Origin of the sequence: Virgibacillus salarius (genome assembly GCF_039521925.1) — a bacterium.
GTDB classification, from domain to species: Bacteria; Bacillota; Bacilli; order Bacillales; family Amphibacillaceae; genus Virgibacillus; species Virgibacillus salarius.
In genome coordinates this window covers 1-21490 of the sequence record NZ_BAAACY010000073.1, presented here as the reverse complement: position 1 = coordinate 21490, position 21490 = coordinate 1, and the positions used below count along the sequence as shown (strand labels likewise).

13 protein-coding genes and 1 pseudogene are annotated in these 21490 nt (G+C 38.6%); 4 read left to right on the top strand and 10 right to left on the bottom strand.

What is annotated here, in order from left to right:
* Positions 1–245 precede the first annotated feature (245 nt).
* From ABDZ84_RS09700 to ABDZ84_RS09685, 4 genes and pseudogenes are all read right to left on the bottom strand, one after another.
* Entirely contained in the window at positions 246–905 is a 660-nt protein-coding gene (locus tag ABDZ84_RS09700; RefSeq protein ID WP_343781279.1) for a YetF domain-containing protein, read from the bottom strand.
* A 164-nt stretch (positions 906–1069) separates the two neighbouring features.
* Positions 1070–2968, bottom strand: a pseudogene (gene asnB / locus ABDZ84_RS09695) (asparagine synthase (glutamine-hydrolyzing)).
* 22 nt (positions 2969–2990) lie between these two features.
* Positions 2991–3740: a hypothetical protein gene (locus ABDZ84_RS09690; protein WP_166530929.1), complete on the bottom strand. Its 750-nt coding sequence runs from the start codon at positions 3738–3740 to the stop codon at positions 2991–2993.
* Complete coding sequence (locus tag ABDZ84_RS09685) at positions 3730–4266, bottom strand: RNA polymerase sigma factor (RefSeq protein ID WP_026683065.1); 537 nt, start codon at positions 4264–4266, stop codon at positions 3730–3732. Before ABDZ84_RS09685 ends, ABDZ84_RS09690 begins: the two co-directional genes overlap by 11 nt.
* 456 nt (positions 4267–4722) lie before the next feature.
* Between ABDZ84_RS09685 and ABDZ84_RS09680 the strand changes: the two genes are divergently transcribed.
* Together ABDZ84_RS09680 and fdhD are read left to right on the top strand one after the other, a co-directional pair.
* Positions 4723–7074 carry an FdhF/YdeP family oxidoreductase gene (locus ABDZ84_RS09680; RefSeq protein WP_026683066.1) on the top strand — a complete coding sequence of 784 codons (2352 nt, stop codon included), beginning with the start codon at positions 4723–4725 and terminating at the stop codon, positions 7072–7074.
* A 13-nt stretch (positions 7075–7087) separates the two neighbouring features.
* A complete protein-coding gene (gene fdhD / locus ABDZ84_RS09675; protein WP_026683067.1) occupies positions 7088–7879 on the top strand; it encodes a formate dehydrogenase accessory sulfurtransferase FdhD in 792 nt (263 codons plus the stop codon).
* Positions 7880–7917: 38 nt separating this feature from the next.
* Here fdhD and ABDZ84_RS09670 read toward each other — a convergent pair whose 3' ends face one another.
* Positions 7918–8454 carry a hypothetical protein gene (locus ABDZ84_RS09670; protein WP_026683068.1) on the bottom strand — a complete coding sequence of 179 codons (537 nt, stop codon included), beginning with the start codon at positions 8452–8454 and terminating at the stop codon, positions 7918–7920.
* Between the two features lie 9 nt (positions 8455–8463).
* Positions 8464–9639 carry a ParM/StbA family protein gene (locus tag ABDZ84_RS09665; RefSeq protein ID WP_026683069.1) on the bottom strand — a complete coding sequence of 392 codons (1176 nt, stop codon included), beginning with the start codon at positions 9637–9639 and terminating at the stop codon, positions 8464–8466.
* 941 nt (positions 9640–10580) lie between these two features.
* Between ABDZ84_RS09665 and ABDZ84_RS09660 the strand changes: the two genes are divergently transcribed.
* Positions 10581–10970, top strand: a complete 390-nt coding sequence (locus ABDZ84_RS09660) for a thiol-disulfide oxidoreductase DCC family protein (RefSeq protein ID WP_026683070.1) — start codon at positions 10581–10583, stop codon at positions 10968–10970.
* A 57-nt stretch (positions 10971–11027) separates the two neighbouring features.
* Here ABDZ84_RS09660 and rlmN read toward each other — a convergent pair whose 3' ends face one another.
* From rlmN to gltB, 3 genes are all read right to left on the bottom strand, one after another.
* A complete protein-coding gene (gene rlmN / locus ABDZ84_RS09655; protein WP_026683071.1) occupies positions 11028–12095 on the bottom strand; it encodes a dual-specificity RNA methyltransferase RlmN in 1068 nt (355 codons plus the stop codon).
* Between the two features lie 264 nt (positions 12096–12359).
* Positions 12360–13847: a glutamate synthase subunit beta gene (locus ABDZ84_RS09650; protein ID WP_026683072.1), complete on the bottom strand. Its 1488-nt coding sequence runs from the start codon at positions 13845–13847 to the stop codon at positions 12360–12362.
* 62 nt (positions 13848–13909) lie between these two features.
* Complete coding sequence (gltB, locus tag ABDZ84_RS09645; protein WP_026683073.1) at positions 13910–18517, bottom strand: glutamate synthase large subunit; 4608 nt, start codon at positions 18515–18517, stop codon at positions 13910–13912.
* 527 nt (positions 18518–19044) lie between these two features.
* Here gltB and ABDZ84_RS09640 point away from each other — a divergent pair.
* Positions 19045–20055 carry an LLM class flavin-dependent oxidoreductase gene (locus ABDZ84_RS09640; protein WP_200862597.1) on the top strand — a complete coding sequence of 337 codons (1011 nt, stop codon included), beginning with the start codon at positions 19045–19047 and terminating at the stop codon, positions 20053–20055.
* A 222-nt stretch (positions 20056–20277) separates the two neighbouring features.
* On the opposite strand, the gene ABDZ84_RS09635 is transcribed toward ABDZ84_RS09640, so the two are convergent.
* Positions 20278–21066: an ion transporter gene (locus ABDZ84_RS09635; RefSeq protein ID WP_026683075.1), complete on the bottom strand. Its 789-nt coding sequence runs from the start codon at positions 21064–21066 to the stop codon at positions 20278–20280.
* Positions 21067–21490: the final 424 nt, after the last annotated feature.

Genomic DNA, 21490 nt, shown 5'->3' with positions numbered 1-21490 from the left:
AATCTGTGGGGTTTTTGTTTACCTTTATTGTTTGAAGTAACGGAAAAATCGCGTTCTGAAGACGCGCTCGCGGAAAGCGAAGCATTTGACTAAGCGACGAATGAACTACCTGTCTCCAAAACAATAACCCCAAACTTCATCTGAAATATTTCAGATATAGTTTGGGGTTTACATCGCTAAAAATTCTTTTGTCCGAGCCCCATATTCTTTAAAATTTAGAGGAGATAACTTCCGCACCTATTAGGTTAATCTAAACGGCGTGGGGGGGATGCGTTTTTGTCATGCTTATGATTTTCTACTTCTTTAAACAGATCATCTTCATTTGAAGTTTGCTTCATTTGCTCATTTAAGCTTTGTAAGTGCTTCGTTATTTCATACAATTGTTGGTTCGGAGCATTTGCCTGTAACGCATTTTTTAACTCATTAGCTAGCTCCTGAAATTCTTTCTTCGTTACTGGCTGTGCCTCTGGCTTTAAGGCAAAGCCTACTTGACCATTTGGTTCTAGTGTCGCCCATTGCACATCTCGAATACTTGTGACGTTCTGTTGTCTTAAGTTCATTTCTAATTGATCGACAGTCAAGCGTAGTTTTTTCAAATGTTGTTCTTGTATGACACCATTATGTATAAGTAATTTTGACTTTCCTGTAATAACATTTTCAAAGAAATCTGATTTAATTTGAACAAATTCCATAACGATTAACGTAAGTACTAGAACTGCTCCTACTCCTAATGTAACCCAAATATTCTTGCCAGCTAACGGCTGGATGAGTAGTGAACCTATCCCAATCATAATAACCGTTTGTGTCAAGGTCATTTGTGAAATAGATTTTCTACCAGCAAATCGTAGAAGTAATGTACCTCCTAGTACAATCAATACCGCTTTCCAAACCCAGGCAAACTCCATTCATTAAGCCTCCTTCGATCTATTCTCTTGTTAGTTTGACTGCTAGGAGGTAATTTATACGAATTACCTATGCCAAAATCCAATTTTGCCGACTAAACGTATGGAGATTCTCTCACAATCAAGCTGGATAAATCATGCTTCTTTCTTTTAACGCTGTTAACCTGTTAAGAGCTTTTAACCCCAGTCTCTTGACGTCTAAGTTCCGAGAACTCGTACCGATTTTCTACAAAAATCTGATGCCATAGCATAAATACAAGTACAGTCCATAGCTTTCTTGCATGTTCTCCCTTATTAGCAGCATGCAACTCCAATAAATTTAACATAAATGATTTGTCAACTAGATGATCGGTTTCACTCGTTTTAATTAAATTTTTCGCCCACTCATATAATTCATCTCGTAACCAGGATTTCATTGGTACGGGAAAACCGAGCTTTTTCCGATTCAGCACATGAGCTGGAATAATATCGTGCACCGCTTTTCTTAGAATAGACTTCGTCGTACCATCAGCTATCTTGTATTGTGTGGGTATTTGTTTTGCAACATCAAAAACGGCCTTATCTAAAAACGGTACACGTAACTCTAATGAATTTGCCATCGTCATTCGATCTGCCTTTACTAAAATGTCCCCTGATAACCATGTATGGATATCAATATATTGCATTTTTTGAACGGGATCTGCGGCCTCTACACACTTATATAAAGATTTTGTCCAAGATTGATAGGACTGGTTACTAGCATAATTCAGCATAAACTGTTGTTTTTCCGCTTCTTCAAACATCTTAGCATTGCCAATATATCTGTCTTTAAGTGTTGTAGTTCCCCGCTGTAAAAAGCTTTTACCTTTCACACCCTCTGGCATCATATCTGCGATCCGTTTGACTAGTGGCATAATGCCTTTAGGTATATATTGAAAGAACCTTAATGCTTCCGCCTCTCGGTAAATATTGTATCCACCAAATAATTCATCTGCACCCTCGCCCGAAAGCACAACTTTAACATGCTTTCTTGCTTCATTTGCTACAAAATAAAGCGGAATACTTGCTGGATCGGCTAAAGGGTCATCCATATGCCAGATTATTTTTGGTAGTTCACTAACAAATGCTTGGGCTGAGATATATCGATGAATATTTTCAACGCCAAGCTTTTCAGCACTCTCTTTTGCTACATCGATTTCCGAGTAGCCAGCCTCGTCAAACCCTACCGAAAAAGTTTTTATTTGTGGATTTATTTGTTTTGCCATTGCTACTATGATTGTTGAATCAATTCCACCAGACAAAAAAGCACCTACTGGGACATCACTTTGCATATGTGCTGTCACTGAATCAAATAATACTTCACGTATAGCAAACATCAGCTGTCTTTCATTTTTATGCACTGGTTGCAGACTTGCATGAAAGTATCTAGAGATTTGTATCGGCTTTTGCCAATCCTTAACAAAATAATGACCAGGCGCTAAACGTTGTATCCCTTCTGTTATTGTTAATGGATCTGGCACGTATTGAAACGATAAGTAATGCTGAAATGCTCGTTGATCAACTACATCCTGCTTATTTAAATAAGAGATACACTTTTTCTCTGATGAAAAGACAGTATCATGTTCATTTTCACAGTAGTAAAATGGTTTGATCCCAAAAGGATCCCTAGCTCCATAAAGTCTTTTCTCGTCTTTATCCCAGATTAATATGGCGAACATACCACGAAGTTCTGAGAATCCTTCAACACCTTGATCTAGAAATAAGAAAGCAGCAACCTCTGTATCTGAATTGGTGGTAAAATGATACCCTTTTTTCTTTAATTGCTCTTTTACTATTTTGTAGTTATATATCTCACCATTAAAAACCATCCAATACCGTTGCTTGCCAAAAGAAAAAGGCTGCTGTCCTCCATCAATATCAATAATACTTAACCTTCGGAAGGCTAATGCTATATGATCATCATGCTAGCTACCATCATCATCCGGACCTCGATGTCTAATTAGCTGATTTGCTAGTTTGATTTCTTCCAAATGCTCATTACTGAATTGAACCTCTTGATCTAATAGTACTCCTACGAATCCACACATAGCATTATCCTCCTTAAATTAACTACTTCACAATTTCAAAGCTTTCTAACATATAATGGAAGCGAGCTCCATGTCCTTCAGCTGCTTCTAAAAAATACGCTTGTTTAATAACAAAAACTTGCCCGTTCATCGAATCTGTAACATAATATTGGTAAATAGGAGTGTCCCATTCAGGATATTTGCTCCCCCTGCCACGTATCAACTCTGCCTCTATAGGATTTTTTGTTCGAGTTTCTTCAACAATTTCCATTTCTTCGTTATTCAATGTTTCTTTAATATCGGCAGCTACTTCTTCTGTTGTGGTATTTTCTTCTCTCCTAATTTCCATATAAACATCTGGATAACTGTCTGGAAGCTCTTCTTTTAGTTCAATTCGGTCAGCTTCTCCACCCTTATCCATCTTATAGCGTTCATCATCGAGATAAATAACATAGCGAAGCTCCTCGTTTGTTTCCAGGTGCGTATCTAGCTCCTCTTGTTGCCCTTCCATTTCGATCTGTTCTTGCTTTTCTTCAATAAACAAATCTTTTAAGTTTTGTATCATAGCCTGACCAGTCTCTGTCATTACTCCAAATAATAGAATGAGCATTACTGCCGCTAATGATATGCCAGCTACCCATACTCCTCGTCGATTCTTATCATGTTCCGTAATGGAGTGGAATAATTCATCCTCAATGCTTTTCCAGATCGCTTGTTTGACGTCCATATCAAGCTGTGTTTTCCTTTTGAGTTCTGCTTCTAGTTGTTTATCAAACAGGTTATTATCTTTCATCAGAAGCACCTCCCATCATACCTTTCAATTGCTTTCTAGCTTTAAACAGCCTAGACTTCACTGTGTTCACATTTAACTCAAGCACTTCCGCAATATCTTTTTCCGTAAATCCGTTTAAATATTTTAATATGATTACTGTGCGATGATTTTCCTCCAATTTATCCATAGCTAGATACAAATCATCAAAATGGTATGCTTCCTCTGTTTGTTGGTGCAAAAAATCTAGTAACTGATCTGATTCGATACTCCTTGCTTGCTTTGTTTTCTTTTTCATATACCGCCTAGTCTCATTAATTAATATTTGATAAAACCACGCCTTAAATGATCTGGACATATCATAGGAATCAATATTTCGATAGACACGAATAAAGGTTTCCTGAACGATATCTGATGCATCTGACTGATTTTTTGTAATGGCAAAAGCTGTTCGTAGCGAATAGTCAGCAAATCGATCATATAGCTTCTTAAATGCCTGATGATTGCCTTTCTTTATTTTTTTAATAAGCCTGGTTTCTTTATCCACCACCAGTGACAATCTCCCTTCATGACGTTCTTACTTATATATACCTTGACATTTTGTAAAAAGTTTTCGACCAGTTAAAACTTTACACTCTACCTTACATTTATTTTAGATAAGATACGTAGCATCATACAGAAAAGCAAATTTGTAATGTATTCGCTTACATGATACGATTGCAAGTACCTATATATTTCTTGAATCCTCAATGCACTTACCATCAGTTACACAGAATACTTTTCAACTGTTGGAAAGATGTAATGCTCATTCCATAGACAAAACGAAGCGCAGCGATACCTGAGAAACAGCGTGTTCTGGTGAGACCTCTCTGCAGCGGCGAGGGGACTCGTAGACCGACTGCCCGTTGTGACAATCTGCCATATTCCATTATTCACATATAAATTGTTCGAGTGGTTAGTTTGAGTGAAGAGATAGACTCACTTTATAAAATAGGAGGGATCTTGATTGGGTAAAACAAAACATAAGGGACCTATTAAGCTCTCGAAGAAACCAGACCCATCCCTTTGGGTCAGTAAAATTCCTTTTGGTTTAGGAAAAATCAAGCCACATCATATCCGAGATACCGCCAAAGTAGCTTGGGAAAACAGAGATAGGCTACCCTACGCTACGCGTATCCTTACACAAGGAGTTTGTGATGGCTGCGCCCTTGGCGTACAAGGCCTTAAAGATCAAACACTAACCGGCCCTCACCTTTGTACTACCAGATTAAATGTTCTTCGCTTAAATACAATGCCAGCAATTAAGAAAGAAATACTACATGCAGATATAGATGAGCTACGAAATCGGAGTAGCACGGAATTACGTCAGCTTGGTAGAATTCCTTACCCTTTAATCCGTAAACAAGGTGAACGTAAATTTCGTCGTATCTCTTGGGATCAAGCTCTAGATACAATTGCTACTAAAATACAATCCTTGCAACCGAAACAATTTTCCTTCTACACGACTTCTCGTGGAATAACGAATGAGACATACTATGTTCTTGGAAAAGTGGCGCGTTTCCTTGGAACAAACAACATTGATAATGCCTCAAGAATTTGCCACTCTCCTTCCAAAACTGCATTAAGCCGATCACTTGGTGTAGGTGCATCCACTTGTAATTACAAGGATTGGATTGGAACGGACGTTCTTATATTCTGGGGTTCGGTTGCTGCGAATAATCAGCCTGTGTCAACCAAATACATGTATGCAGCAAAGAAAAAGGGAACGAAAATTATTGTTATCAACCCATATCATGAACCCTCTATGGATCAATATTGGATACCTTCTATTGCAGAATCCGCCCTATTTGGCACGAAAATAGCTGACGATGTTTATCAGGTTCATATTGGTGGTGATATCGCCTTTATGCACGGGCTTATGAAGCATTGGTTCGAAATGGAGAAGGAAGTACCTGGCTCAGCGCTTGATCATGGTTTTATTAGTAAACATGTTAATGGCCTTGAAAAACTACAATCCACCGTTAATACATATTCATGGGAGCAGCTGGAAGAATCATCTGGTCTCTCTAGGAATAGAATGATTGAATTAGCTACACTCTTAGCACATGCTAAGTCAGCAGTATTTGTTTGGTCAATGGGTTTAACGCAGCATCGTTTCGGTACAGACAATGTATCACAAATCGCTAATCTGGCATTACTCCGTGGTTTTATCGGTCGAGAGTTTTGTGGACTAATGCCAATACGTGGGCATTCAGGTGTACAGGGATCAGGTGAAATGGGAGCCGATCCGTTCTCATTACCTGGAGGTAATATGAATGATGATCAGCGAAAACGATTAGAGGGTATTTGGAAGTTTGATATCCCTACCTGGCAAGGTGATATTGTGGGTGAGTCTCTCGAAAATGCTTGCTTGCCAGATGGTCATGAACGAAAACTTCATCTTTATTATTTATCCGGTGGGAATTTCTTAGAAACGATGCCAAATCCAGATTTTATTCAGACATGTCTTGAGAACGTCGAGCTCAGGGTCCATCAGGATATTATCTTAAATACATCCACGCTTACAGATGCAAAAGAAGCAGTACTCGTATTACCTGCAAGAACTAGATACGAACAGCGTGGTGGCGGAACCTCTACATCTACGGAACGAATGGTTTATTTCTCTCCAGAGATAAAGGGCCCACGAATTGAAGAAGCCCGTACAGAGTGGGAAATCTATATAGACTTGGCTAAACGGGTATGTCCAGAGAAGCAAGAACATATTCATTTTGACAATGCATCAGCTATTCGCAAGGAAATTGCAGAAGCTGCACCAAATTATGACGGCATCCAGCACCTACATAAACGACGGGATCTTTTTCAATGGGGTGGCGCTTGGCTGTGTGAAGATGGAATTTGTCCTACTCCAGATGGCAGGGGAAATTTAATAGCAATCGAAATTCCAGAATTAAGAAAACCCGAAGGGCATTTCTATGTAACAACTCGAAGAGGAAAACAGTTTAATTCCATGGTCTACAGTGAAACAGATCCCTTTAATGATGCAAAACGAGAGGATGTACTAATTAGTGAAGAGGACGCCGTTAAGTATCATATCGAAGATGGTGAGCCAATCGTTGTTTATAATCAACATGGGTTATTTGCCGGACGCGCAAAGTTTGCTCCAATGAAATCTAGTAATTTAGAAGTGCATTGGCCAGAAGGGAATGTTCTTATACCAAAAGGAGTATATGAGGCATATGCTGGAATTCCCGAATATAACACAGTAGTTATTTTAGAAAAAGCTGTGTCCTATTATGCACAAAAAGATAGAAAATATGCCCAAAAACGTATCGAAGAATTAGAGATTGACAGCCACTAAAAGGAGGAGTGACATGCGTTCCAATGAAGCAAATTGGGAGATGATCCGCTTTGATAATACAGGAGATTCAAATGAAACCTCACTAGTGGCTGTAGAAATGCCAATTACTATTCATATAAATGGAAGTGAGTTTGCCACAATGGTATGCTCTCCAAGCAATCTTAAAGAGCTCCTCATTGGATTTTTAGCATCAGAAGGTATAATTCGTAGTTATTCTGCTATTAAAGATCTAGCTATTGATATCGATACTGGCTATGCATATATAGAAATAGATCATCTCCCAACTACATTTCATCAGGACCATTCTAAGCGTTTTATTGGCTCATGTTGTGGGAAAAGCAGACAATTTTATTTTAAAAATGACGTAAAGACAGCAAAAACTATTCTTTCCAAGCATATGATATCAGCTAAACAGTGTTTTTACTTAATGCATGAATTACAGCAATCCTCTAGTCAGTTCCGTAAAACTGGTGGTGTGCACAATGCTGCATTAGCTACTACTAACGAACTTATGGTTGTTCGTACGGATATCGGGAGGCATAATGCACTCGATAAGCTTTTTGGGCATATTTTGGTAAACAATGTTCCTGTACATGATAAAATTATTGTCTTTAGTGGACGCATCTCTTCAGAGGTCCTTTTAAAGCTATCCAAAATGGGAATTGGTATATTAATTTCTAAATCAGCACCTACTAATTTGGCATTACAGCTGGCAGAGGATCTGAAGATTACCGTTATTGGATTCGTTCGTGGATACCAAATGAACGTATATACCCATCCAGAACGTATCGTGAGAGGAACATAAAAATAAAAGCAAGTCCTACCTTACTGCAGGACTTGCTTTTATTTATTCATACTCGAAAAGAAGTCTTTTAATGGATCCTCTTCTTCCTCTTCGATTACCTCTTGCTGTTGGTTTGTATCTAACGAATCCAAACGTAAACTATCTAAATCTATTTCTTCCTTTAGAGCTGTTTCCTCCAACACAGGCTTACCTGTGTCAATATCATTTTCTTGTAAGTATAGTGCCTCATCAATATTCGTATGATTACTGTTTAAGGAAGCCAATAAGGTCGTAGCTCGCATTGGATCACTTAATAATTGATATAGAATGGTACCTACTAATGCTTCTGAATGCTCATGTTTCAACCAACTCTTTTGTTCCTTGGTTAATTGTTTGGGGAGCGGGACAGTGACCGTTTCCCGCTCTTTTGTAACACTTTCACTTAAGCCTCGTAATACAAATTGGGCAATTCGACTAGAAAAATTTCTCCGTTCCGTTTCCTTGAGTCGTTGTAGTGCCTTTAGTAAATAATCCGGTGTATCGGAAGGAACACGAAAGGTTATTGATTGCCCTCGTTCAATTGTGTTTTTGGCCATTATATCACCCTATTTTGCTTTTGCCTTTACTGCTTCTTTCTCTTCCTTTTCTTGCTTGGCATGCTTATTTACAAAATCAGTTATTAACTTATAATAAGCATTAGCCATCATCCAAATACTTTCCTGTTCATCTTCAAAGAAATCAATGTTAAAGCCATCGAGTTTATTATTAAGTGCTTTTAAATAATCTTTTAAGACTGCTGATCCACCACCGACAAAGTAACAAATTTCCGATTGGGAATTCTTAGCCCACACGTTTCTTAAGAATCGATACTCTTTTTTAGCCAATTCAAGTAGGATATGGTCTGTAATATCGTGAACGCTTGTCCTACTTCCTTTGACCATGATGTGATGTCGGTCATTTTTCCTTGTAATAATATCTACTACATCACGGCGACTATCTAGCTCTACACCATGTTTTGTTCGAATTTCTTCCCTAATCTGCTCCAGTGATTCAGAAACGCCTAAATTAAATCCTTGGGCTTTATCATCGTCAACATTACGATTACGAATCACCGCGATATCTGTTGACAATCCACCAATATCTTGAATAAGTATTTGTTTATCAATCAAATCTTTATTAATAACTTTTAAATCATTATCCATAATTAAATTCACATATGCTGCAAACCCCTCTGGATAAACCTTTACTTCATCAAATTTAATGTTTACTTTCTTACCCTGATGATGTGGTGTTACTAAAAATTCAACTTGGTGAACCGATCCCAGTAATTGAGAACGATAACCTACATCCTTACCTTCCTTTACCTCTCGGAGTGGTAGCCCAGTTCCAAGGGTATAATTTGCATCAATAACTTTATTCTTCATGGAAAAGGCTCCATTTTCTACTGCATCCAATGCTAAGGAAGCAAATAGCATAATTAAGGTTTGATCCTCTTCTGCCTTGCTACTACCGGGATCTAGCTCTGTTGAATTGTTTGTCTTTGTTGCTAAATTCCCAACACGGTAGATTACGTTATTTTCTTCGAGCGCAGGTGAATGTACGCGAATATGAATATTATCCAATACCTCTTTTTTATCTAGCTCTTCAATGCCAATTACGGGACGGTCTTCAAAATCCTGGGCGACTACATTGGGAATATATACCTCGTGTTCCATCTTTCCAAAGTTTGCCTTTAACGCATCGTTTCCCACGTCCACTGCTGCTATTCTTGTTTTTGTCATGTAAGAAAACTCCTCTCCATAATAATACATTCTATCTAAGAGTACTTCCTTTCTTCTTATAACGCAATCCGACTTTTTTCGTATTCTATTTTGTATACATGTTTACAGTTTTGTTTTCGTTGATATAACAGTGTCTACACATATTTGTACACAAGTAAACATTTTTGTGTTCTTTATGTACACTTTTTGTTTACTTGTATACATTATTGTTTGCAAATGAAGTTGATGTGACTATATGTAAAAAATGAGGCCGTGTATTGCTTTTCCAAATAGCCGCATACTCGATTAGAAGGAAAAACTATACGTTACTCAACCAAAAATTAATTTTCAGGTGATAGCTAACCAAACAATTAATATTAATCCAATGATGTGCTTTCCTATAATAATGAAAACCAACCGATGTTTAATTTTCCACATGGAATTGGTTTGGTTATATTTTTTTCAATTGACATTTTGTTAAGTAACATCAATTTGCTTTTTCTTTACGATTTGTTTGTACACGCTGAAAACGAGAAGAAGAAGGTTTCATGTTTTGATTACCATTACTCCGTTTCACTGTTATCTTCCTTTTTCTTATTGTGAATTTAGTTATAAGTCCTCTCCTTTCTTCTTGCACCTCTTTTATTCCTGTTAAAATGAATTGCATGGCGAATATGGTTAGAATAAAAGCTAATAAAGGAAAAAGCGCTAACTAATACGTTTCACCATCAAGTATCGAATTTTTTGCATTGCCATTCGTTAGATATGGATTTAGGGGGGTTATCATAAATCGTACCACCAAAAAAGAAGGTAAATACGCCTAAATGTATACATCGTTACCTTAATCTATATAAGATATTGTTGTTGCAACTGCTTTCAAGAACTTTAAAACTAGGAATCTAAAAAAACGGCATGTTACAATAGAAGCAAGGATAGCTTTATTCCATAAGGAGTGAGCGTACATGAGTAAGGTCATTCTCTTTGATGGTGTTTGTAATTTCTGTGATCAGAGTGTTCAATTTATCTTAAAAAGAGATAAGCAAGAGCAGTTTACATTCGCCTCCTTACAAGGAGACGCTGGTCAAGAACTCTTAAAAAGAAACTATGTACCAACTAACATGAATAGTTTCATCCTCATTGACGGTAATAAAGCGTATTTTAAATCAACAGCAGCGCTTAGGGTATGTAAAGAATTAAACGGCGCATGGAAGCTTTTATACGGCTTCATGATCATTCCTAAACCGCTTAGAGACTTCCTATATGGAGTGATCGCCAACCATCGCTATGAATGGTTCGGACAGAAACAAAGCTGTACATTGCCGTCTCCTGAAACAAGGAAACGGTTCTTGTAGATAGTGACAGATGAGGAAGTAAAAAACCTAAGTGCAAATTGCACTTAGGTTTCTCCTTTAGCCAACATTCTTTTTCTTCATTTGTTTACTTCTAAGTTGTCCACAAGCGGCATCAATATCTGCACCATTCTCCCAACGAACACCACAATTGATTCCTTTATCCTTCAACGTTTCAAAAAAGGCTTGTATAGATGCTGATTCACTACGCTGATATTGGTTATGTTCATCAACCGAATTATAAGGTATTAAATTGACATATGCTAAGTGTCGATGATTCTCAAGCAGCTTCGCCAACTGAAGCGCCTCCTCCTGATGATCATTGACATCTTTTAACATAATATACTCATACGTAATTCTTCGATTCGTTTTCTCTAAATAATAATCTACTGCCTTCATTAGCTTTTCAATAGGGAAGGCTTTGTTTATTTTCATGATTTGTGTACGTAACTCATTGTTAGGAGCATGGATAGAGATCGCTAGGTTAACTTGGATTCCTGTATCTGCAAACTCATATATTTTATGAGCTAAACCACTCGTTGATACAGTAATATGTCTAGCACCTATATTTAATCCTCTATCGTCGTTTACTACATACAAAAAGTCCATTAAATTAGTAAAGTTATCAAATGGTTCGCCAATTCCCATGACAACAATATGACTAACCCGATCATCCTCACCACGAGAATCTAAATCTTTTTGTACATTCATGATCTGTTCAACAATTTCACCACTAGATAGATCACGATTTTTCTTTAATAGCCCGCTAGCACAGAAACTACAACCGATGTTACAGCCAACCTGCGTAGTTACACAAACAGACAATCCGTAGTTAAATCGCATTAAAACAGTTTCAATTAAATTACCGTCTGCTAAGCGAAATAAATATTTAATCGTACCATCTTTTGATTCTTGCTTAACCTCTTCTTCTAGTGTACCTAAGACAAAATTGTCCTCTAACAAAGCAATCGTCTGTTTATTAACATTCTTCATGTCAGTGAATCGATGGACACGTTTTTTATAAAGCCAATTCCAGACCTGATCAACGCGGAAACGCTGTTGACCATGATCCATTAGCCAATCCGTTAATTGTTCATATGTTAGTCCATAAATGGATGGTTTACTCATGATTTACCCTCATTTCTAGATTATCTTATCCAAACAAACTGCAAAATTTGATAATCTAATACCTAAAAATATTTCTCACCATACTATCTTACTGCAAGTAGTATTTTGTTGCAAACTCATTTCTCCGTACTTTTATGCAGATCACAAGTTATTTGTCTAAAACTTACCTTTTTATGTACGAAGATCACATAATAGTGGTGTGTAGACGCGAAAAAGCGCCACCGCTCCATACATTGTATGAAACAATAGCACTCCATTTTCGACTTATGGTAGCACAGTTTCTCCCATTAAATAACGATCACATTCCCTGGCTACGCCTCTTCCCTCATTTATCGCCCAAACAATTAGACTTTGTCCGCGTCGCATATCACCTGCAGCAAACACACCGTCTACATTTGTTTTATAGTCATCATAATCAGCGGCGACGGTCGATTTAGCCGTAGTTTCAATTTGCAATTGCTCAATAAGATCCTGTTCTGGTCCACGGAAACCAATCGCAATCAATACAAGATCTGCCGGCCAAATTTTTTCAGTACCAGGGATTTCATCCCGGACTTTGTTGCCAGCTTCATCATAGCGAAGGCGAACGTTTACTGTGTGCACCTCTTTAACATATCCATTATCATCCCCAACAAATTTTTTAGTCATCACAGCATAAGCACGTGGATCTTCCCCATAAGTACTTGCTGCTTCTTTATGACCGTATTCTACTCGATGAATCGTTGGATATTGCGGCCATGGATTTGTTTCCATATCACGAACTAATCCTTTTTTATCATAAATATCAAACTGAGTTAGACTCTTACAATTATGGCGAACAGATGTGGCAAGACAATCTGTTCCTGTATCTCCACCACCAATAACAATAACATCCTTACCCGTAGCAGATATATAATTGCCATCCTGTAAATCTGAATCTAGTAGGCTTTTCGTATTGGAATGGAGGAAATCCATTGCATGATGAACACCTTTTAATTGACTCCCCGCCACTTGAATATCACGATGCACTGTCGCACCACCACATAGTACAATCGCGTTAAATTCCTTTCTAAGTTCTTCAGTAGTAATATCTTTACCGACTTCTGTATTCGTTACAAAGGATATTCCTTCTTGCTGCAAAATTTCGACGCGTCTCATCACTACATCATAGGAAAGTTTCATCTCTGGAATGCCGTAAGTTAATAATCCTCCGACACGATCATCTCTTTCAAAAACTGTAACGAGATGACCTGCTTTATTCAACTGAGCTGCTGTAGCTAGCCCTGCTGGTCCAGAGCCAACGACGGCCACTTTTTTGCCAGTTCGCTTTTCTGGAGGCTTCGGGACTACCCAGCCTTCTTCAAAGCCTTTCTCAATAATTGAACGCTCTACGGTTCGAATAGCAACAGGCGGCTCATTAATACCGAGCACACAAGCTCCTTCACACGGAGCCGGACAGGCAATCCCAGTGAACTCCGGAAAGTTATTTTGCTCATGCTCTCGATCTAATGCCTCTTTCCACTTCCCTTCATAGACAAGCTGATTCCATTCGGGAATAAGATGATACACCGGACAACCAGAGGTTACACCATTAATTTCCATTCCTACATGACAAGTAGGTACACCACAATCCATACAGCGTGCCCCCTGTATTTGAACCTCTTTATCCGACAATGGAGCTGTATAATCAAACCAATCCTTGGTACGGACCGCTGGGTCTCGCTCCCGCCGTACTTGTCTGTCATATTCCATAAACCCTGTCTGTTTCCCCATCAAAGGCCTCCTTTTCCAACAAGCAAACGCATATCTATCCCTTTCTTAATTGGCAAACATGGCTATTGTAATGCTCCTACCTCTTTCTTTTCTTCTTTTGCAGGCTGCTTACTCTCCTCAAAGGCAAGCATCTCTGCATCGAATTTGCTCATTCCATCTGCTCTTAACGTTGCAATTCGGTCATTTATTTTCACAAATGCTTTTGGAATAATTTTCACAAACTGTTCTACATATTTGTCCCAATAGGATAAAATTCGCTCCGCATGTGTACTATTTGTTTCATTTACATGTTGTTGAATAATTCGATAAAGTCGCTGAATTTCTTCTTGATCTGCTACTGTTTCTATATACACAAGCTCGTCATTCACCTTCGAACGGAATGAATCGTCTTCATCGAATATATATGCTACGCCACCAGACATACCTGCAGCAAAATTTCTTCCCGTACTTCCTAATACTACAACTGTACCACCTGTCATATACTCGCAACCATGATCTCCTACACCTTCAACAACGATGGTTGCTCCACTATTTCTTACTGCAAACCGTTCTCCTGCGAGTCCGCGTATATAGGCTTCTCCTCGTGAAGCGCCATAAAAGGCTACATTACCGATTATTGTGTTTTTCTCAGGTGGGAAGGTAACAATAGGGTCTGGATGGACGATAATTTTCCCTCCAGATAGACCCTTTCCTACAAAATCATTGGCATCACCGATAAGTCGTAATGTCATACCTGGTGGAATGAATGCTCCAAAGCTTTGCCCAGCAGATCCGTTAAAATTCAATTTAATCGTATCTTCAGGTAACCCAGCTTCCCCATAGCGATTGGTTATTTCACTGCCTAATAGCGTACCAGTTACCCGATTTATATTACGTATTGCTGTTGTAAACTCAACTGCCTTTTTCTGTTCAATTGCCTGTTTACAATTCGGAATTAGTTCTTGATAATCAAGTGTCTTTTCAATTCCATGATCTTGTTTGATTGTCGCATATCTTCCTACTTTTGCAGGAACATCTGGTTGATAAAGCAACTCTGTCAGATCTATTCCTTTTACCTTCCAATGATCAATGGCTTGATTAAATTCAAGCACATCCGTACGACCAATCATTTCATTGATGGTTCGAAAGCCAAGTTCTGCCATTAATTCACGTGCTTCCTGTGCAATAAATTTCATAAAATGGACTACATGTTCCGGGTCTCCCATAAATTTCTTACGTAGTTCCGGATTCTGTGTTGCTATCCCAACTGGGCATGTATCCAAATGACAAACGCGCATCATTACGCATCCCAATACGACTAGTGGGGCTGTAGAGAAGCCGTATTCCTCGGCACCCAGCAGACTTGCTACTACTACATCACGCCCTGTCATCATTTTACCGTCTGTCTCCACAACAATTCGATCTCTAAGTCCATTTAATAAAAGCGTTTGATGTGTTTCAGCCAATCCAATCTCCCAAGGTAGCCCTGTATGCTTCAAGCTTGTGCGTGGTGCTGCTCCAGTTCCACCATCATAACCACTAATTAAAACTAGATCTGCTCTACCTTTTGCGACACCTGCTGCAATGGTACCAACGCCAACTGCTGATACAAGCTTGACACTAATTCTTGCATTTGGATTCGTATTTTTTAAGTTATGAATTAACTCAGCCAAATCTTCTATGGAGTAAATATCATGATGTGGTGGTGGAGAAATGAGCTCAACTCCTGGAGTAGATCCGCGTACCTCAGCAACCCATGGATATACTTTTTTTCCAGGTAAGTGTCCACCTTCACCAGGCTTAGCACCTTGGGCAATCTTTATTTGGATCTCATCAGCATTCACTAGATAATTGCTGTTTACTCCAAACCTCCCTGAAGCAACCTGTTTAATGGCACTCCTTCTTAGATCACCATTCTCATCACGAGTAAATCGGTCTGTTGATTCACCGCCCTCACCACTATTACTACGCCCACCGATGCGATTCATGGCAATCGCTAAAGACTCATGAGCTTCCTTACTGATCGAGCCAAAGGACATAGCACCAGTTTTAAAACGAGCACAAATAGATTCTATAGATTCTACTTCGTCGAGTGGCACTGGTTTACATTTTTTAAAGGACAGTAAGCCCCTTAAAGATTGAAGATTCTCCTTTTCATCTGTCAAAAGCTTTGAGTATTCCTTAAATAACTCATAATTACCTGTTCGACAGGCATGCTGTAAAATATGAATAGTTTTAGGATTATATTGATGGTCTTCCCCATCTTTACGATATTGGTATTCATCGCCAGCTTCTAAGGTATAGCTGCCACCACGATTTTCTAAAAAAGCCTTTTGGTGACGCATACGTGTTTCTTCCTCAATTAGGTCAAGATCAATACCACCCAATCTTGAAGCAGTACCAGTAAAATACTTTTCTATAACATCTTTTCTTATACCAATTGCTTCAAAAATTTGTGCTCCTCGATAACTCTGGATTGTCGAGATTCCCATTTTCGAGAGTATCTTTATAATTCCATCTGTCACTGATTGAATATAATTCCGCTTCGCCTGTTTTGCTGTATACTGTTCTAATTCTTGTTTCTCAGCAAGATCTTCTATGGAGTGAAAAGCAAGATACGGATTTATCCCTTCCGCTCCATAGCCGATTAAGCTTGCAAAATGATGAACCTCTCTTGGTTCTCCCGATTCGATTAATAGACTCACTTTAGTACGTAACCCCTTACGAATTAAATGGTGGTGTAAACCAGATACAGCTAGTAATGCAGGAATGGCTGCTTTATCTTTGCCGATTCCTCGGTCAGATAAAATGAGGATTACAGCACCTTCATTAATGGCTTTATCTGCCTTTACAAAGAGTTCATCCAGTGCTTTTTCCAATGCATTCTCCTGATCATTTACATCAAAATGCATAAACAAGGTTACTGCTTGAAAACCGGCTAATTGTTGAATACGTAATTTTTCTAATTCACCATTTGTAAGGATTGGTGTCTTCAAACGAATGTGTCGGCAGCTTTCTGCAGTGGGGTGTACTAAATTTCCCTCTGCTCCAATAGTCGTCTCGACCATTGTGATAATCTTTTCTCTAATCGCATCAATTGGAGGATTTGTTACTTGAGCAAACAATTGCTTAAAGTAGTTGTATAGCAGCTGTGGCTTCTTAGACAGTACAGCTAAAGGTGAATCGTATCCCATGGAACCAATCGGGTCTTTTCCGTCCGTAACTAATGGTTTAATGATTTTATTCAATTCTTCCCGGGTGTATCCAAATGCATGCTGCTGTTTAATTAATTTTTCCTCTCCAAATACCGGCTGTCTATACATTACATCTGGAATATCATCTATATCTATTTTATTATTCAACCATTCCTTATACGGTTGTTCTGATGCAATTTGCATTTTAATGTCTTCATCTGGAACAATGACACCTTTCTCCAAATCAACTAAAAGCATTCTTCCAGGCTCTAATCTACGTTTATACAATATGTCATCAGCAAATATATCCAGGGCACCAACCTCTGATCCAAGAACGATCATTCCACTCTTCGTAACATAATAGCGTGCGGGCCGCAATCCGTTACGGTCCAAACATGCGCCTATTTGCGTTCCGTCAGAAAAGACAAGTGCCGCCGGCCCATCCCAAGGCTCCATCAGTGTACTATGATATTCATAGAAATCTCGTTTTTCTTCTTTTATTCCATTATCATTTGCCCAAGGCTCTGGAACCATCATCATTGCTGTATGCGCTAGAGAACGTCCAGATAAATGCAGGAATTCAAATGTATTATCAAATATAGATGAATCGCTTCCCTCATAGTCAATTACTGGCAATATCTTTTCCATGTCCTCTTCTGTAAAATATTCCGATGAACACATTTGCTCCCTTGCACGCATCCAATTCACATTGCCCCTTAGTGTATTAAATTCACCGTTATGAATGGTGTATCGATTTGGATGCGATCGTTTCCAGCTTGGAAAGGTATTAGTACTAAAGCGAGAGTGAACTAATGCGAGTGCTGATTTAAAATCAGGATGGTTTAAGTCGATATAAAAGGCATCTAACTGTTCAGGGACGAGCATCCCTTTGTAGACGATGGTACTTGAGGACAAGCTACTAATATAAATATCCTCGAATTCTGGGGATTTTGCAGCTTCTTGTTCGATTCGCTTCCGAATGACAAATAACTTTCGTTCGAACGCTTTTTGATCTTTCACATCTTCCGGTTTCTTTATAAAGATTTGACGAATGGAAGGCATACTTTTTGCTGCTACTTTCCCAATAAATGATTCGTTAATCGGGACTGGTCTCCAGCCAAGAAATGTTTGTCCTTCTTCTCGAATAATTCGTTCAAACATCCTTTTACTTTCCATACGGAGATTATGATTTATCGGAAGAAATACCATCCCCACACCGTAGTCCCCTTTTGCTGGAAGTTGAATTCCTTCCTTTGCACATTGCTTCTGAAAAAAACGATTCGGAATCTGTGTTAAGATTCCGGCACCATCTCCTGTACTGGTATCTGCCGATTGACCACCACGATGCTCCAGGTTACAGAGAATATTAATGGCATTTTGCACAATATTATGCGTCTTCCTACCGTTTATGTTTGCAATCATCCCTATCCCACATGCTTCATGTTCAAAATCAGGACGATACAATCCCTGTGATTCAGGGAATCCATTTCGCGACATCCCAACATCCCCTTTCTTAACATCAAAATTCACATGATCTATATTTTAATTTCATTGATTTCAGAAGCTTTAAAACCACCTATCACATAATTTTCGCACTGTTCCATCCATTCGGAAAAAAGTATAGTAGGATTATCATATCATAATTTTTATTTTACCTCAAAATTCAGATAAGTTATTTTAATACAATATTATTAAATTTTAATAAATGAAAACGCTGTCTTTTTCGTGTTTTTATTTTCTTTATTCATCTAAACTGCATGATTGACAAGGGGTATAGACAGGTTGAGGATTACTTCACAAAAATTTCAATTTTTATTAAAAATTTTCTTTGAATTTTTCTTAAACCATGGTTAAATGATCAATCCTTTCGTGGTATAGACCAGTTGAATTATATACAATTGATTCATCCGCTTTAACAGCTATCAACGAGCTATCTGTTTTTTCTACCGAAGCTAATCGTTGGACGGTTTATAAAAAAATCCGTATCATTTCTTATTAAGAAATAAGCGAAGAGGTGAAAAATAATGACTCATACGAAGACATTTCAGCATATACCATTATCTGTCTTAGACTTAGCTCCTGTTAATGAAGGCAGCACACCAAGCGATTCTTTTAAAAATAGTGTAGCATTAGCACAGGATGTAGAGAAATTTGGCTTTAACCGTTACTGGCTAGCTGAACATCATAACATGCCTGGAATAGCTAGCTCTGCAACCTCCGTAATTATCGGACATATTGCCGAAAAAACAAATCACATTCGTGTAGGAGCAGGTGGTGTTATGCTGCCAAATCATGCAACACTTGTCATTGCCGAGCAATTTGGAACGCTTGAGTCACTCTATCCAGGACGCATTGATTTAGGGCTTGGCCGTGCACCAGGGAGTGACCAAGCGACAGCATATGCGCTAAGGCGGACACTAAATATGAGTGTGGAAGATTTCCCTATGCAAGTAAATGAATTACAAGATTACTTCGCTAAAGATCCGGTTTCTCGTGTAAAAGCTGTTCCTGGTCAAGGGTTAAACATCCCTATTTGGTTACTCGGTTCTAGCGATTTTAGTGCTAGATTAGCAGCTCAAAAAGGGTTGCCATTTTCCTTTGCTAGTCATTTTGCACCTGCATATACAATTCCTGCATTAAACTTATATCGAGAACAGTTCCAGCCATCCGAATATATGGATAAGCCATATGCCATGGTTGGTGTTAATGTAATTGCTGCAGACTCTGATGAGAAGGCGAGCTATTTAGCGACTTCCTTGCAGCAGCAATTCTTAAATATGCGTCGTGGAAAACCAACAAAGCTAAAGCCACCGATTGAAAATATCGAGGCCCATTTCTCTATTAACGAGCTTGAAGCTATCAAACAAACGCTAGACCCTCGTACAACGATAATTGGCAGCAAAGAAACGGTTAAACAGGGGTTGAAAAATTTCTTAGAGGAAACACAGGCGGATGAAATGATTATAAGCTCCCAAATCTATCATCAAGCAGATCGGCAGCGGTCGTTCGAAATTATTTCTGAGTTAATGGATTAACAAGCTATCATTAATGTTTATTTAAAACAGATTGTATCACGCTCCATTAGCATCCTGCCCTTATCCCGCGGGATCTTCAGCCCGTACTGTTCCCACAGGATAAGGAAGGCATCGGCAGCGAGTGGAACCATCCGTGAGGGATAAATAAGCCCCCCACGGATGGAAGGTTCACTTTATCATATGGCTTTTGGGTTAACGATTTTAGGTTCGTCCCCGACCTTTTTATCCTTTATTTTTTTCTAACAACTTCTTAATCTCTTTTAATTCCTTCTGAACCTCAGCTAGTTTCATATCCGTTGGTGATGGAGAATCTTCTCTACTAGCTTCTTCTACATTATTGACAACAACCCCAACAAATAAATTAACAATTACAAATGCACCAATAAGAATGAATGTGACGAAGTACCACCAGGATGAAGGATCTTCAGCTAAGATTGGGCGCATTACACCACTTGCCCATGACTCCAATGTGATGACCTGAAAAAGCGTCAATAAAGACTGGTGTAGTGTACCGAAGTATTCAGGAGCGATTAGTTGAAACATCATCGTACCAATAACACCGTATACATAGAAGAAAATACCTAACAGCAGTAGGATCGTTCCCATTGAAGGAATAGTGAGAAGTAATGCATTAACCATCTTTCGTAATGAAGGTATAATAGAAATGGCCCTTAACACACGAAGCACACGCATTATTCTTAATACCGTTACATAATAGGAGCCAACCAATACATGTCCACTAAGTACAATTACAAAATCAAATACACTCCAAGGATCTTTAAAGAATGCCTTAAGAGAACGACTGCCAATTAGTCTAATTACAATTTCCAATGTAAATATCCAAAGTAATATTCGATCGGCAAGATATATCCAACCTGCATACTTTTCTGCAACAAAACTATATGTCTCAAAACCGACTAAAATGGCGTTCAAAACAATTAATACTATAATTGTATTCATAAAAGCAGGATGTTCTGCTAGCGTTGCACACTTTTTACGAATTGTGCTCATGATATAATACTTGCCTCCTTCTCTTTAGTAATTTTACTGATTTCCCTATCGTTTGTCACCTACATATTACTTTTCTACTGTTAATTTTCCGTGAACAACCAAACTCGTAAATAGAAAGCGACAGTGAATTTATGTCTATACCCCCTACCATCGCATACGTTATTGAATTATAAAGCTCTCAACGGTTAAAAAAAACTGAGCAAAATTCGCTCAGTCCTTATCACTAAATGCTCAGATTTACGCTTCCTCTAGTAGCTATTATGGAATAATAGCTACTGCTTGCTTGACCACCACTCCGGCTGCCCACTTCCCTTTCCGTGGGGTTTGTCCTTCAGCTAACTTTTTTAGCAAAGCCCGCTCAAAAAAGTGGATCTTCAGGTCAAACATTTCCCACAGGAGTTGAAGTGGCCGGCCTTCGCTATTA

Bases quoted from the DNA above. Each gene is read 5' to 3' on its own strand.
- ABDZ84_RS09700 (WP_343781279.1), bottom strand. From the start codon at position 905: ATGGAGTTTGCCTGGGTTTGGAAAGCGGTATTGATTGTACTAGGAGGT.
- ABDZ84_RS09690 (WP_166530929.1), bottom strand. From the start codon at position 3,740: ATGAAAGATAATAACCTGTTTGATAAACAACTAGAAGCAGAACTCAAA.
- fdhD (WP_026683067.1), top strand. From the start codon at position 7,088: ATGCGTTCCAATGAAGCAAATTGGGAGATGATCCGCTTTGATAATACA.
- ABDZ84_RS09670 (WP_026683068.1), bottom strand. From the start codon at position 8,454: ATGGCCAAAAACACAATTGAACGAGGGCAATCAATAACCTTTCGTGTT.
- ABDZ84_RS09665 (WP_026683069.1), bottom strand. From the start codon at position 9,639: ATGACAAAAACAAGAATAGCAGCAGTGGACGTGGGAAACGATGCGTTA.
- ABDZ84_RS09660 (WP_026683070.1), top strand. From the start codon at position 10,581: ATGAGTAAGGTCATTCTCTTTGATGGTGTTTGTAATTTCTGTGATCAG.
- rlmN (WP_026683071.1), bottom strand. From the start codon at position 12,095: ATGAGTAAACCATCCATTTATGGACTAACATATGAACAATTAACGGAT.
- ABDZ84_RS09650 (WP_026683072.1), bottom strand. From the start codon at position 13,847: ATGGGGAAACAGACAGGGTTTATGGAATATGACAGACAAGTACGGCGG.
- gltB (WP_026683073.1), bottom strand. From the start codon at position 18,517: ATGTCGCGAAATGGATTCCCTGAATCACAGGGATTGTATCGTCCTGAT.
- ABDZ84_RS09640 (WP_200862597.1), top strand. From the start codon at position 19,045: ATGACTCATACGAAGACATTTCAGCATATACCATTATCTGTCTTAGAC.
- ABDZ84_RS09635 (WP_026683075.1), bottom strand. From the start codon at position 21,066: ATGAGCACAATTCGTAAAAAGTGTGCAACGCTAGCAGAACATCCTGCT.